Below are 14,501 nucleotides of genomic sequence, written 5' to 3' on the forward strand. Positions count from 1 at the left end.
TCGACTGCTCGACACGAAGCGTCATGCCACTCCCGAGCATCTGGTGCCAACGCTCACGGCATCGCGCCTCACGGATCTTGCCTCATGTCCGGATTGTGCTCGTGTCTCGCGTCCTGCTCCGCGATCTTCATGAACACCTCCTCCAACTCCTTGATGGTTCGCTTGATGAGCCGTGATATCGGCCTGTCCCTGGATATCAGCGCATAGGCGGTCAGGTTGATCGTTGGCACAAACTGTTTCACCACCAGTCCAGGATAGCTCATCGACGAAACAATGAATTGATCGACGATACCGACGCCGACGCCGCTTTGCGCCAAGGCGCAGATCATGTTGCAGTAGCGCGTCTGCACGACGGCATTGATCTCGATTGCATTTTTTTCCAGCGGAATGCTGATGAGTTCGCCCAAGGGGCTGGTGGGGGAAAGACGGATAATGCGGTGGCCCTGCAAGTCGCCGGGCCTGATCACCGGCTGTCTCGCCAGCGGGTGATCGCGCGCCATCACGCAAACCATCTTGCCGAGATAGAGAGGCTTCGTGATGAGCCGCGGACGATCACCGACGGTGAAGACGATGCCGATATCGGCGATATTCGCCTCGACCTGTTCGGCAGCGCGATCCCAGTTCTGCACCTCAAGCGTGATCTTCACGTCCGGCGTCTTCTCGAGGATTGACCGGATCGCATCCGGCACAACCGAAGAGGCAAGGCTCGAGCTGGCGACAATGCGGATGTTACCGATGCTGCCGTCGCGGATGTCGCGCACCCGCGCCTTGGTCGCCTCCAGCGCGAGGAACAGAGGCTCGATCTCCTTGTAGAGATGCACCGCCTCGTCGGTGGCCACCAGGCGGCCCTTGCTGCGCTCGAAGAGTTGCATGCCCAGCCCCTCCTCGACATCCGCGATCATGCGGCTGACGGCCGGCTGCGACACACCCAGTGTCAGCGCAGCGCCCGTCGTTGTGCCGGCCGCCATCACGGCGCGAAAGACTTCCAGCTGTCGAAGATGCATCCTAACGGTCCAGTCGTCCGGCCACGTAGCCCGATGATGATGAATAGCGGATTGTTATAGGGATGACAAACCGCTCCCCTCGCTGAAGATCATTGGAAACAAGGGAGAGCGGCGGGGGCCCTTCTCATAAAAAAACAAAGATTTCAATATTTTACGTGAAAATTACCTCTCGCCCCACCCTGCACCCCTGTGCCGGGCAGGTGAATAAATACCCGCTCAGGGCGAATCCTATGCCGTCATGTTATCAATGATGCCCCATATTGCATAAGACATCGCTATATTTGTCGTTACATTCCCCGGCGGTCATTGGACATACAGGAACGCTCAGGAATCATATGATGGCTAGGATAGTGAAGGTTGCCGGCGCCCAGCTTGGTGGTGTCCAGCGGGCGGAAACGCGTGAGGCGGTCGTCGCGCGGATGCTCGCCCTGATGGATCAGGCGTTCGAGCGCGGATGCGATCTGGTCGTTTATCCCGAACTTGCCCTGACGACGTTCTTCCCCCGCTATCACGTCACCACGGCCGAGGAGATCGATCCGTGGTTCGAGACCGAAATGCCAAATGCGGTCGTTCAGCCCCTGTTCGACCGCGCTCGAAAATACGGCATCGGGTTCTATCTAGGCTACGGCGAGATCGCTGAAGACGATTCCGGAAAGCATCGATACAATACAAGCATTCTCGTCGACAAATCCGGGTTCATTGTCGGGAAATATCGCAAGATTCATTTGCCCGGACATTCCGGCTACGAATCGGAACGGGACTTCCAGACGCTCGAGAAATACTATTTTTCCGTCGGCAATCTCGGCTTTCCCGTCTGGAACACGATGGGCGGCGTCATGGGCATGTGCATCTGCAACGACCGTCGCTGGCCGGAGACGTTCCGCGTCATGGGGCTGCAGGGTGTCGAGATGGTTCTTCTCGGCTTCAACACGCCGACGCTCAACCACAAATATTTCGAACCGCCGCATCTGCGGGTCTTCTATTCCGACCTCTGCGTTCAGGCGGGAGCGTATCAGAACAGCACCTGGGTCGTGGCGGTTGCCAAGGCCGGCAACGAGGATGGCCAGCATCTCATGGGCGCGAGCGTCATCGTCGCGCCGACGGGCCAGATCGTGGCCCGCAGCTATACGGACGGCGATGAGTTGATCATCGCCGCCTGCGATCTGGACGAGTGTCGCGCCGGCAAGGAAAACATGTTCAATTTCAACGCCCACCGGCGGCCCGAGCACTACAGGTTGCTGGTCGAATAACCGGTTGGCCCGCGTGAACGACACGGAAGGAAGAAGCGATCATGGGCCGGAAAACGATCCTCGTCATCAATCCGAACTCCAATGAGGCGGTCACGAGGATCGTCGACGAGTCGGTGGCTCCCCTGCGGTTCGTCGACGGGCCGTCCATCGAGTGTATCACGCTTCGCGAAGGCCCCTTCGGTATCGAAAGCCAGGTTCATGCGGAGCAGGTGGTTCTTCCCTTGGCGCGCATCGCCGAGACGCGGACGGACGCTGCTGCGTTCGTGATCGCCTGCTATGCCGATCCGGGGATCGACGCGATGCGCTCGGTGGCGGCGGTGCCGGTCTTCGGTTCGCAGGAAAGCGCGATCCTGACGGGGCTCGCGCGCGGCGACCGGCTTGGCGTCATCGCCGCCGGCCCCGGCTCCATCAAGCGGCATCGCCGTTATCTGCGCCGCCTCGGTCTGCTGGATCGCATAGCCAGCGAACGTCCGGTCAATATGAGCGTCGATGAAATCGCCACCGCCGGGCACAGCTTCGAACGGCTCGTCGCCGTCGGCCGCGCATTGATCGACGACGGCGCCGACGCGATCGTCCTCGGCTGCGCCGGCATGGCGCGATATCGGCCGTCGCTGGAGCAGACCTTGGGCGTGCCAGTCATCGAGCCGACCCAGGCGGCGGTCGCGATGGCGCTCGCGGCAGCTCGCGTCTAGGGAAGCGAGCGCCCCGGCATGGTCCCTCCGGAGCGGCCGGAGGGTATCTGCCGTAACGATGGCGCTACCGCCCTATAGAGGTTGGACATAGGAATCGGCCTCGTTTTCATTGGCCTGCCATCGGCAAATTCCATACCGTCCACCGCGCAACCTTTGCCCTCGGTTGGAAACAGCCACATGGGTGGGTGTCGTCAACACACAAAAGGGGACTAACAATGAGGTACAGCCCGAAGCATTTCCTACCAAGCATCCGGTCGACCGTGGCGGTCGCAGCGTGCCTCGTCGGCGTGGTCAGCCTCATGCAGGCCGTTCCGGCCGCCCGCGCCGAAACCGTGCGCTATAGCGATCATGACGCCCTCGGCGGAATGCGCACCGACTTCGTCCGCGAGGTCTGGCTGCCTGAGATCGCCAAACAATCCAACGACGCGATCACGGTTCGGGACTATTTCGGCGGCACGCTGCTCGGGCCGAAAGAGGTTCTGAAGGGCCTCGGCGACGGCATCGTCAAGCTGGCCTATATCTATCCCGGCCATCATCCCGATCAGTTGATCGCCCATTCGATTTTCCCGCTTCTGCCGCGCGGGCCGGCACGCTTCGAAAACATGGTCTGGTTCTACCGGCAGCTCTACGAGCGGGTGCCCGCCTTTCGCGAGGAACTGGCGCGCGCCAACTGGGAGCCGCTGATGCTGACGGCAGGCCTGCCCGGCGCGTTTGCGGCCACCTATCCCGCGAAATCCATGAAGGACCTGCAGGGCAAGAAATGGCGGGCCAGCGGCAACTGGCCGCTGCGTTACCTCGGCAACGTCGGCGCAACCCCGGTCTCGATCCCGTGGGACGATCTCTACATCAGCCTCCAGACCGGCACCGTCGAGGGCGTCTATACCAACTATGACGGCATCCACATGGCCAAGCTCGACGAAGTCGCGTCGAACATCCTGCTTTCCAAGGCCCTTTGGTTCGCCACGCCCATGGTGCACGGCGCCAACAAGCCCTGGTTCGACGCCTTGCCGGCGGAGCAGCAGGACGCCATCCGCGCGGCCTCGCAGGAAGCGGAGCGCCGGTTCGCTGAGGTCTATGACCAGACGTTCGAGAAGATTCGAGCCGACCAGATAGCCGCCGGCTACAGCGTCGTCGAGCTGACGGATGAGGATGTCGCCCTCTGGGAGAACGCGGAGAAGTTGCCCGAGCTGCAACAGACCTGGGTCACCGAAGCGGAAGCCGCCGGGCTGAAGAACGCCGCAGAAGTGATGGAACAGGTTCGCGCCATCCACGCCGAGGCAATGCAGCGGCCGTGACATGTCGACCGCGGGAATGGCCGGACCCCGGAGCCACGCCATTCCCGCTCCTCGAAAGGCGATACGATGCGCACATATCTCAGTCGCGTAAATGACGCCATGTCCGCCATCGGCGGCTGGCTCATGCTCCTGATGATGGGCACGCTGGTCGTGGACGTCATCTGGCGATCCTTCTTCACGCCGATCTTCGGTATGGCCGAGCTTTCCGTCTTCGTCATGATGATCGTCGTCTATCTCAGCTTCTCGAGATCCGAAGAGTATGACGAGCATGTGCGGCTGGAGCTGCTGCTCGACGCGACATCGGGCCGTGCCCGCGCGGCCCTGTTGCTCGCCGTGCGCCTGCTGGCCCTCCTGACGGTGGCGATCATGTTCTACGCCGTCACCATCAATGCCTGGGCGGCCGTCAGGAACAGGGAGGCGATGGAGGGCATCGTCAGTCTGCCCATTTGGCCGGTCAAGATAATCATGGTCATCGGCATGACCTTCTTTCTCGTCCAGACCGCCCTGAACCTGTTCGGCGCTCCAAAATCCGAGAAACCAGACCCCGTGAGCACGGACGAGGTTTTCTAGCCCCGAGAGCATCGGCATGTTCCGCCTGTAGACGGCCAGTCCCGACCAATATCGAGAATTGGAACAAAGATGGATTTTTTGCTCGGCGGCATCGGCTGTATCGTTCTTCTGCTCGTCCTGATGGCCCTCGGCTTGCAGATCGGCCTGGCCTTCATTCTTGCAGGCTTCCTCGTCGGCGGCTTGCTGATCGGCTTCGACAGCGTCTCCTCCCTGCTTGGACAGACCGCCTACTACTCCGTGGCCACCCCGACCTGGACCGCGATCCCGCTTTTCATTCTCATGGGCGCGTTCGCCTCCGACGGCGGCCTGGCCAAGCGCGCCTATGACGGAATCTACGTCCTGTCCCGGAACGTGCGCGGCTCTCTGCTGATCGCCACCAGCGTGAGCTGCGGCGTTTTCGGCGCGGTTTCCGGCTCGTCGATCGCGACCACGGCGATTTTCACCCGGGTGGCGCTGCCGGAGATGCTGAGCCGCGGCTATGACAGGAAGCTGTCGATCGGATGCATCGCCTCCGCAGGAACCTTCGCCTCGATGATCCCGCCGAGCATGATGATGGTCATCTACGGCCTGTTCACGCAGCAATCGATCGGCAAGCTCTTTGCTGCCGGGCTGGTTCCGGGGATCATTACCGTCATCGCCTATGCGGTGCTGATCAATGTCATGGTGCGCAGGAATCCCGCGCTGGCTCCGCTCGGCACGGAGGATATGCCGGAAGAAGGAACGCCCCCGGCGCCTTCGGCATTGACGCGGTTCCTGCGGATCTGGCCCGTGGCCCTGATCTCGGTCGTGGTCATGGGGGGCATCTATGCGGGCTTCTTCACGCCGACCGAGGCGGCGGCGGTCGGGGCGGTATCGGCCCTTGCCGTCGGCTGGTACCTGAAGACCTTCCGTCGCGGGAAGGATGTCGTCACGCCGATGCGCGACGCGGCGAACATCACCGGCATGCTGTTCCTGATCAACATCGGCGCGCTCTTCTACAGCCGGATCCTTGCCATCACCGACCTGCCGACCGAAATGACGATGGCGTTGAGCGTCCTCAACGTGCCGCCCTTCGTCGTGCTGATGATCGTCATCCTGCTTCTCTTCTTCCTCGGCATGATCATGGTTCCCGTAGGGATATATGCGCTGACCCTGCCGATCCTGGTGCCGTTGCTCGTCAACCTCGGCTATGATCCGATCTGGTTCGGGGTGATCGCGCTCAAGATGATCGAGATCGGCGCCATCACGCCTCCGGTCGGGCTGAACGTCTTTGCCGCCCGTGGCGCATTGCCGCGCAATTCCGGCATCTCGACAGACGATATCTTCAGGGGATGCGTTCCGTTCCTGCTGTGCGAGTTCGTGGTGCTCGCAATTCTGATCGCATTTCCGCAGTTCTCGCTGTGGCTGCCGAATCTGTTGTTTGGATAGAGGAAGATCCGAGATGACCGCTGCCGACTGCGTCGTTCGCAATGCGCGGATCGCGACCGCAACAGACCTTTTCACCGCCGATATCGCAATACGGGACGGCAGGATATCGGCCCTGGGAACCGACCTTCCTCGGGGCGAGGAGGAGATCGACGCCACCGGAATGCTCGTGCTGCCCGGCGGGATCGACAGCCATTGCCACTTCGACCAGCAACGGGAGAGCGGCGCCGGCTTCACCGATGATTTCGAAACCGCGACCACCGCCGCCGCCTTCGGCGGCAACACCTGCGTCATGGGCTTCGTTCCGCAGTTCAAGGGCCACGGCATAAAGGACCTTGTCGCCGACTATCACGAACGCGGCAGGAAGGCCCTCATCGACTACAGCGTCCATATGTATATCGCCGACCCGTCCCCGGCGGTGGTGGACGACGAACTGCCCGGACTGATGCGGGCCGGCCATCGCTCGCTGAAGATATTCATGGCCTATGCGTCGAGCATGATCTCGGACTATCAGATCCTGAAGGTGCTGACGGTCGCCAAGGAAAACGGCGGTCTCGTCGTCGTCCATGCCGAGAACAACGACATGATCCGCTGGATGACGGAACGGCTGGAGAAGGAGGGAAAGACTTCCACGGCCTGTCATGCGCTCGCCAAGCCGGCCATCGTCGAGCGCGAGGCGGTATCGAGAATGATCGCGCTCGCCGAGCTGGCCGATCAGCCCATCCAGATATTCCATGTTTCATCGGCCGAGGTCGTCGAGGTGATCCGCGATGCGCAGGCGCGCGGCGTCAAGGTCTATGCCGAGACCTGCCCGCAATACCTCGCCTTCACCGCCGCCGACCTGGACGGCGCCGACGGCGCGAGATATCTGTGCAGCCCCGCCTTGCGCTCGGCCTCGGATCAGGACGCGCTCTGGCAGGCCATCCGCGCCAATGTGATCGGCGTCGTCTCCTCGGATCATGCACCCTTCCGGATCGACGATTCCTCGGGCAAGGGCGGCGGCACGCACGGGCTTCCCTTCTCGAAGATTCCGAACGGCATGCCCGGCATCGAGACGAGGCTGCCCTATCTGTTCAGCGAGGGCGTCGGCAAAGGCCGCATCAGCCTGCAGCAGTTCGTCGCCGTCACCGCCACCAACCCGGCCAAGCTGTTCGGCCTCTATCCGCGCAAGGGGTCGATCGCCGTCGGGATGGATGCGGATCTGACGATCTGGAACCCCTCGCTTACCCGCCGGGTCGCCTATGCGAACCTGCATGACCGCAGCGGATATTCGCCCTTCGAAGGCATGACCCTCACCGGCTGGCCGATCCGGACCATCGTGCGCGGCCGGACGATCACCGCCGGCGACATGCGCGAGGGCGCTCCGGGATGGGGTAAATTCCTGCCGCGCGAGGCTTTCTCGGCGTTTTGAAGGGATTTCCCGATGGATGTGGCCGTCATCGGTGCGGGAATAGTCGGTGTATCGATAGCGATTCACCTGCTTCGTCGGGGACGCAGCGTCGTTCTCATCGATCGCAACGACAGCACCGTGGAAGCATCCTACGGCAATGGTGGCATGATCCAGACGGAAGGCCTGCTGCCACCTCCGTTCCCGCGCAATATCGGGGACCTGGCGAGGATCGCCCTGAACCGAAGCACGGCCGTGCGCTACGACCCTTTCAGCCTGCCCGGCAAGGCGGCCGCCTTTGCCAGATACTGGTGGCACAGCGAAAGCACGCGCTACCGGAAGATCGTTGCCGAAAGCGCGCCCCTCATCGGCGGCGCGGTTGCCGAGCACCGGATGTTGGCCGCCGCGGCCGGCAGTCAGGCTCTCTTCCGGGACGATGGCTGGATCAGGCTTTTCCGCTCGGAAGACGGATGGCGCGCCGCCATGAAGGAGGCGGACATGCTGGAAGCCGAATTCGGCGTTCCCCACCGCAAGCTCGCGGCCGGCGACCTGGCGGCGATCGAGCCGCACCTGCAACCCGTCTTTCAGGGCGGGATTCACTGGCACGCGACGCCGACCGTTTCGGACCCCGGGGACGTGGTCGATTCCTATATTCGCCTCTTCCGCGCGCTCGGCGGGACAACTGTCCTGGCCGAGATCCGGGGGCTGGAACCCGACCGCGACGGCTGGGTCTGCCACGCCGACGCGAGGGGGCCGATCAGGGCGCGGGAGATTGTGGTGGCAGCGGGAATCTCGGCTCTGCCGCTGGCGCGCCAGCTCGGCTATCGCCTGCCGCTGATCTTCAAACGCGGCTACCATGTGCACTACAGGCCATCGCCCGACGCAACGCTGCGTCGCCCGGTTCTCGACACGGAGTCGGGATACCTGCTCGCCCCGATGCGCCGCGGTATCCGCCTGGCGACCGGCATCGAGTTCGCCGGAAGCGCCGCGCCGCCCAGCCCCGTCCAGCTCAAGCGCGTGGAGCCGATTGCCCGCGCCGTGCTCGACCTGGGCGAGCGGGTGGAGGCGAGTCCCTGGATGGGCACGAGAGTCTGCACGCCGGACATGAAGCCGATCATCGGCGCGGCGCCGAGGCATGCGGGGCTGTGGTTCGCTGCGGCGCTCGCCCATCGCGGCTTCACGCTCGGGCCGATCATCGGACGCGTCCTGTCCGAAGTCATGACCGGCGATACGCCCTCTCTCGACCTTCTGCCTTTCGCTATGGAACGGTTCTAGACATCCAGCGCTTCCATAGTCCTCGGCGACGGCGCTCGACGCTGGGCTATCTCAGCCGAGCCCGTGGTTAATCCTTGAAACCGAGTTGCAGCGCCCTGCCGAAGGCGACCGACTTGGTGGCGATGACGTGCATCAGCGACCGATTGCCGTGGAAGGCGGCGAGTTCAGCTTCCTCGCCAGCGTCTCGTCATTGGCGAGGATGACGCCGCCGCGCGGACCGGGTAGGGTTGGCAAGCGGCTACCACTGCCGGGGCGAGAGCATCGTTCTGCCCGCCGGATCGCTGTCGCTTATGAACCCGGAGGAGCCGCACACCGGCTATGCCGCGGACGGCTGGGTCGGATACCACATGCTCTACGCCACGGAAGAGGCGACGCATGAGCTGTTGGGCCTGCGTGGGTTGCGCGGCTTCTCCGAGATCGCGCCAATGGACCGGGACCTGCGGTTGACGCGAGCACTGGGCGCGTTGGCTCGTCGTCTGGATGCGGCCGACAGCCCCGATTGGTGGCTCGCGGTGGAGGAAGCGGTATATGAGGCGATCACCGTCGCTTTCGCCTGCTACGGCAATGTCCGGCTTCCGGCACCGGGAAACGAGTCGAGGTCCATAGCGGCGCTGCGATCACGTATTGCCGCCGCTGTCGAGGCGGGAGAAAGCCTGACCATAGCGGAATTTGCCGCCGAGGCCGGATTGCATCCGTCCTACCTTGTCCGCAGCTTCGCGCGCGCGACCGGTATGACGCCACATGCGCTGGTCGTGCAAGGACGGGTCGATCGCGCGCGCCGCATGCTGCTCGACGGCGTGCCTGCCGCTGAGGTGGCGGCAGCCGTCGGCTTCTGCGACCAGGCTCATCTCATCCGGTAGTTCCGGCGGCGTGATGCCCGGCGCGATGATCCGGCACCGGGTCGATGAAAAAGCACATTCGGGCCGGGAATATCCGGGCGGCCGTAGCAGCCGAGGCCGATCGCATGCAGCCGCCATGGCTCAGCGCGTTTCCGGCCCGGCGGAGCGGGCAAGGTCCCGCAGCGCGAATTTCTGGATCTTGCCGGTCGCCGTCTTCGGCAGCTCGGAGAAGAAGAAGCGGGACGGCACCTTGTAGCCGGCGAGGTGCCGGCGGCAGAAGGCACGCAGCTCCGCCTCGTCCGCCGTCATGGCCTCGCGCAGCTCGACGAAGGCGGCCGGCGTCTCGCCCCATTTGTCGTGCGGCATGGCGACGACCGCGGCGAGCAGCACCGCGGGGTGGCGGTGAAGGACGCCCTCGATCTCGAGGCTGGAGATGTTCTCCCCGCCCGAGATGATGATGTCCTTCGAGCGGTCGCGGATCTCGATATTGCCATCCGGATGGCGCACGGCGAGATCGCCGGTATGGAAGACGCCGCCGCGGAAGGCCTGCGCCGTCGCCTCCGCGTCGCGGTAGTAGCCCGCCATCAGCGTGTTGCCGCGAAGGACGATCTCGCCCATGGTCGATCCGTCCATCGGCACGGCCTCGCCGGCCTCGTCGACGACCGTTGCGCGGCTCGCCGTCGCGTGCCGCATGCCCTGCCGGGCGAGGGCGTGCGCCACTTCGGCCGCCGGCCGCGCGCGCTCGTCCCCGTCGAGGTCGCGCAGCGTCGCCGGACCGTAGGATTCGGTCAGGCCGTAAAGGTGGGTCAGGTCGAAGCCGAGCGCGCCGAGCTGCTCGATCAGCGCCTCGGTGGGCGCCGCGCCGCCGGTCGCGACCTTGACGCGGTTGGCGGGGTTGCGCATGTGCCGCGCCGGGTGGTTGAGCAGCATGTAGAGGACGACGGGCGCGCAGGACAGGTGGGTGACGCCGCGCGCCTCCAGCGCCGGGAAGATTAGCGCCGGGTCCGGCCGGTCGAGGCAGACATGCAGGCCGCCGGCGGCCGTCACCGCCCAGGTGTGGCACCAGCCGTTGCAATGGAACATCGGCAGCGTCCACAGATAGGTCGACCGCTCCGTCAGCCCGAGCGCCAGCACGTTGCCGAGCGCGTTGAGATACGCGCCGCGATGCGTATAGACTACGCCCTTCGGATGCCCGGTGGTGCCGGAGGTGTAGTTGACGCAGATCGGCTGCCACTCGTCGGTGATCGGGTCGAGGTCGAGCGCGGGCTCGATGCCGTCGTCGGCCAGGATGTCGAGCGCGTCGCTTGCGGGGACCTCGCCCGGCCGGCCGGCGAGGACATGGCAGGCCGTTCCCTGCGGCAGGGCCGGCGATGCCGTCGCGAGGCAGTCGGGGTCGCATAGCAGCAGCCGGCTTTCGCAATGGCGGAGAATGTAGCCGACGGCGGCGGCATCGAGGCGGGTGTTGATCGTGTTCAGCACCGCACCCAGCATCGGCACGGCATAGTGGGCGGCGAGCGTCTCGGGCCGGTTCGCCGCCATGACGGAGACGACATCGCCCTTGCGCACGCCCGCCGCCGCGAGGAAGCGCGCGAGGCGGTCGACCATCCGTGCGAACGACCGATACGTCCAGCTTTCCTCGCCCCAGGCCACGGCCGGCCTGTCGCCATGGACCTCGACGGCGCGGACGAGGAATTCCACCGGCGTCAGCGGCACGTGGTTGGCTGGCCGGGGCGCGAGATGCGGTTCCTGACGCATGGCGTTCTCCTTCTTGTCGGGCGGGCCCCGTCAGGCCGGTGGCGGCCGGCCCGGCAGGATCTTCTCGTCCTGAAGCCGGCTGAATATGCGGTGGAACATCTCCTCGCTGTCCTCGCAATCGTGGAAGCCGTGCTTGCGGATCTTGATCGTCGAGACCAGCGAGTGGTGGGCATAGGTCCGCTCGTGGCGCAGCAAATAGTCCATGAACTGCCACGAGGCGACGATGTCCCCGAAGCGGTGCGGCTTCAGGCCGTGGCGGGCGACGATGCGGTCCCACACCGGCGCCATCCCCTCCATCACGGTGGCCAGCGAGAACGGATGCGCCACGCCCGGCTCCGCCCCGAAGCGCTGCGCGAAGCCGGGCCACAGGTTCGGCCACGAGAAGCAGTCGCCGTTCGCCACGTTGAAGATCTCGCCGGCCGCCGAGGGCGTCTGGCCGGCCCAGCAGATCGCCCGCGCCAGAAGCTCGCTGTCCACCGCCTCCTGGAAGCAGGCGGGGCCGCCGGGAAAGCGCATGGGCTGGCCGAGCTCGGCGCAGATCGCGGCATAGACGCCGATCGCCATCACCGCGTTCATCGGGTTGGTGAGCGCGAAGCCGCAGACGATCTGCGGCCGCAGCACGGTGAAGGCCCAGCCTTCGGCGGCGCTGCGCGCCCGCACGAGGTCTTCCTGCTCGTAGTAGAAGTTCGGCGCGATGAAGCGCGGGTCGCTCTCCCGCGCCGGCATCCTGTAGGGGCCGTGGTGGACGCCATAGGCTTTCGTGCCCTGCACCAGCGTCAGGTGGCGCAGGCCGGGCGGCAGGCAGTCGAGCAGGTTGGTCAGCATCGTCAGGTTCGCGGCGATCTGCGCCGCGGCGGTCCAGCCGCTGACGAGGCCGGGCTCCTCATGGAGGGCCGCATAGACGACGTGGGTGATCGGGCCGGTGCCGGCGAGGGCGGCGCGCAGGGCCTCCCGGTCCTTCAGGTCGGCAGCGATCCACTGCGCTTGCACGTCCTCGGGCCGCGGCCGCCGGGCGAGCCCGATCACCCGCCAGCCAGGCCGGGCCGCGTAGTGGTCGAGGGCCGCGCGCCCGACGACGCCGAGCGCCCCGGCGACAAGCACCGTGCCGCCCATCGTCACATCCTTCCCCTGTCCTCAGGCATGGCCGGCCAGCGTCTCGAGGCGCTTGATCGCCGCCGCTATCACGGCCGCGTCGACAGGCGCGGCGAGATTGCGCAGATGCGGCGCGGTCATCGTCCAGTCGGCAATTTCTGCGATTTCCGCGGCCGTGGCGTCCGGCATGCCGAGCGCCGCCAGCGTGAAGGGCAGGCCTAGTTCCCGGTGGAAGCCGATCACGTCGCGGATGAACGCGTCGTCCCGGCCTTCGGCGGCGAGCTGGACCAGCAGCGCCCAAGCGATCTGGTCGCCATGCGGCGCGTCGCGCGCGCCGCGCACCTTGACCAGCCCGCGGGTCAGGGAATGGGCGAGCGACAGGCCGCCATTCTCGAAGCCGAGGCCGCTCATCAGCAGCGTCGCCTCGACCACCGCCTCGAGATCGGCCGTCACCTTGCCGGCGCGGGCGGCGGCGACGCCGGCCGCCCCATGGCGGCGCAGGGTCCGGTAGCAGGCGTCGGCGATGGCGACGCCGGTCAGGCCGGGGCGCGTGCCGAAAGGCGTGACGCCGGTGCCGGCGAGGCACCCGTCCGCCTCGAACTTCTTCGACAGGGCATCGCCGATGCCGGCCAGCAGGAAGCGCACCGGGGCGGCGGCGATGAGGGCGGTGTCGACGACCACCGCCTCGGGGCTGCGGTGCAGCCGGTCGACGGCGATCATCGTATGGGCGTCGTCATACATGGCGATCGCCGCGCTGGTCGGGCTGTCGTTGGAGGCGATGGTGGGAACCGTCACCACCGGCAGGCCGAGCTTCAGCGCCACGGCCTTGGCGGCGTCGAGCGCCTTGCCGCCGCCGATCCCGACCGCGGCGTCGGGCCTTTGTCCTTCCAGCCCCGCAATGAGCGCGTCGATCGCCGGATAGGTGATCTCGCCGTCAAAGGCGCGGATGGCCGGCGTCACCCCCGTCTTCGCGCAGGAGACGGCGATGCGCGCGCCGAGCAGATCGAGCACGAAGCCGTCGACCACGACCAGCGTCGACGCGCCGAGCGGCGCGAGCACCTCGCCCAGCCGGTCGATCATGCCCGGCCCTTGGCAATAGCGGTGCGGCGCGCCGAAGATGAAGCCCTGCATGTCGCCCGGGGTCATTCGTCGTCCTCCAGCGGGTAGGCGTCGGACGGCGCGCCCCATGCCATGTAGCCGCCGTCGACCGGCAGGGTGACGCCGGTGATGAACTTCGCCCGGTCCGAGGCGAGGAACAGCATCGCCTCGGCAATGTCGTCTGCCGTGCCCATCGCGCCCATCGGCGTGCGGCGGCGGATGCGCTTCACGTCGATCTTGCCCTCGGCGATCAGCCTTTCGGTCAGCGGCGTCATCATGTAGCCGGGCGCGACGGCATTGACGCGGATGCCGTGCGGGCCCCACTCGCAGCCGAGAACCCGCGTCAGCATCCCGATCCCCGCCTTGGCTGCGCTGTAGGCGGTTCGGACCGGCAGGCCGACGACGCCGGCGATGGAGTTGAGGTTGAGGATTGCCCCGCCTTTGCCGCGCCGGATCATGCCGGGCGCGACGGTCTTGGAGACGAGATAGGTGCCGGTGAGGTGGACGTCGATCAGCCTTTGCCAGTGCGACAGGGGCTGGTCGACCGTCGGCACGAAGCTGTCGGGCATGCCGGCATTGTTCACCAGGATGTCGATGCCGCCCGTCTTGTCCTCGACCCGGGCGACCATCTCCGCGACCGCGTCCTCCTTCGAGACGTCGCCGCCGATCGCCATGTGGCCTTCGCCCAGCTCCGCCACCGCCGCCTCGGCCGCGTCGAGGCGCAGGTCGTTGATGACGACGCGCGCGCCCGCGCCGGCGAAGGCCCGCGCCGTGGCGAGGCCCAGCCCGCTGCCCGCGCCGGTTATCAGCGCCACCCTGCCTTCGAGCTCGCCCGCCATG

At 65.8% G+C, this 14,501-nt stretch carries 13 protein-coding genes and 1 pseudogene; 8 read left to right on the forward strand and 6 right to left on the reverse strand.

Annotated features, from left to right (window positions below):
• Positions 1–68: 68 nt before the first annotated feature.
• Positions 69–1,004 carry a LysR family transcriptional regulator gene (locus M9945_RS02020; RefSeq protein ID WP_367929173.1) on the reverse strand — a complete coding sequence of 312 codons (936 nt, stop codon included), beginning with the start codon at positions 1,002–1,004 and terminating at the stop codon, positions 69–71.
• A gap of 338 nt (positions 1,005–1,342) precedes the next feature.
• Here M9945_RS02020 and M9945_RS02025 point away from each other — a divergent pair, with 338 nt between their 5' ends.
• The 7 genes from M9945_RS02025 (at position 1,343) to M9945_RS02055 (ending at position 8,877) form a co-directional block, all read left to right on the forward strand.
• Entirely contained in the window at positions 1,343–2,254 is a 912-nt protein-coding gene (locus M9945_RS02025; protein WP_367929174.1) for an N-carbamoyl-D-amino-acid hydrolase, read from the forward strand.
• A 41-nt stretch (positions 2,255–2,295) separates the two neighbouring features.
• Entirely contained in the window at positions 2,296–2,946 is a 651-nt protein-coding gene (locus tag M9945_RS02030; protein WP_367929175.1) for an aspartate/glutamate racemase family protein, read from the forward strand.
• Positions 2,947–3,206: 260 nt separating this feature from the next.
• Positions 3,207–4,241, forward strand: a complete 1,035-nt coding sequence (gene dctP / locus M9945_RS02035; protein ID WP_367943213.1) for a TRAP transporter substrate-binding protein DctP — start codon at positions 3,207–3,209, stop codon at positions 4,239–4,241.
• A gap of 66 nt (positions 4,242–4,307) precedes the next feature.
• Positions 4,308–4,811, forward strand: a complete 504-nt coding sequence (locus M9945_RS02040; protein WP_367943214.1) for a TRAP transporter small permease subunit — start codon at positions 4,308–4,310, stop codon at positions 4,809–4,811.
• 69 nt (positions 4,812–4,880) lie between these two features.
• Positions 4,881–6,218, forward strand: coding sequence for a TRAP transporter large permease (locus M9945_RS02045; protein ID WP_367929178.1), 1,338 nt, complete (start codon positions 4,881–4,883; stop codon positions 6,216–6,218).
• A 13-nt stretch (positions 6,219–6,231) separates the two neighbouring features.
• Positions 6,232–7,626 carry a dihydropyrimidinase gene (hydA, locus tag M9945_RS02050; protein WP_367929179.1) on the forward strand — a complete coding sequence of 465 codons (1,395 nt, stop codon included), beginning with the start codon at positions 6,232–6,234 and terminating at the stop codon, positions 7,624–7,626.
• A gap of 12 nt (positions 7,627–7,638) precedes the next feature.
• A complete protein-coding gene (locus tag M9945_RS02055) occupies positions 7,639–8,877 on the forward strand; it encodes an NAD(P)/FAD-dependent oxidoreductase (protein WP_367943215.1) in 1,239 nt (412 codons plus the stop codon).
• A gap of 88 nt (positions 8,878–8,965) precedes the next feature.
• Here the strand turns inward: M9945_RS02055 and glyA are convergent.
• Positions 8,966–9,105, reverse strand: a pseudogene (gene glyA, locus M9945_RS02060) (serine hydroxymethyltransferase); the annotation flags it as partial.
• Between glyA and M9945_RS02065 the strand changes: the two are divergent.
• Positions 9,105–9,737, forward strand: a complete 633-nt coding sequence (locus M9945_RS02065; protein ID WP_367929181.1) for a helix-turn-helix domain-containing protein — start codon at positions 9,105–9,107, stop codon at positions 9,735–9,737. The pseudogene glyA and the gene M9945_RS02065 sit on opposite strands and share 1 nt — an antisense overlap.
• A 120-nt stretch (positions 9,738–9,857) precedes the next feature.
• On the opposite strand, the gene M9945_RS02070 is transcribed toward M9945_RS02065, so the two are convergent.
• From M9945_RS02070 to M9945_RS02085, 4 genes are read right to left on the reverse strand one after another with little or no spacing between them, the layout of a single operon-like run.
• The gene (locus M9945_RS02070) at positions 9,858–11,471 is read right to left on the reverse strand and encodes an AMP-binding protein (protein ID WP_367929182.1); all 1,614 of its coding nucleotides are present in this window, start codon (positions 11,469–11,471) and stop codon (positions 9,858–9,860) included.
• Positions 11,472–11,501: 30 nt separating this feature from the next.
• Entirely contained in the window at positions 11,502–12,584 is a 1,083-nt protein-coding gene (locus tag M9945_RS02075) for an SDR family oxidoreductase (RefSeq protein WP_367929183.1), read from the reverse strand.
• Between the two features lie 21 nt (positions 12,585–12,605).
• Positions 12,606–13,709: a glycerol dehydrogenase gene (locus tag M9945_RS02080; RefSeq protein ID WP_367929184.1), complete on the reverse strand. Its 1,104-nt coding sequence runs from the start codon at positions 13,707–13,709 to the stop codon at positions 12,606–12,608.
• Entirely contained in the window at positions 13,706–14,500 is a 795-nt protein-coding gene (locus tag M9945_RS02085; protein WP_367929185.1) for an SDR family NAD(P)-dependent oxidoreductase, read from the reverse strand. Before M9945_RS02085 ends, M9945_RS02080 begins: the two co-directional genes overlap by 4 nt.
• Position 14,501 lies beyond the last annotated feature (1 nt).

The organism is Aquamicrobium sp. (assembly GCF_023954335.1).
Lineage (GTDB): Bacteria > Pseudomonadota > Alphaproteobacteria > Rhizobiales > Rhizobiaceae > Aerobium.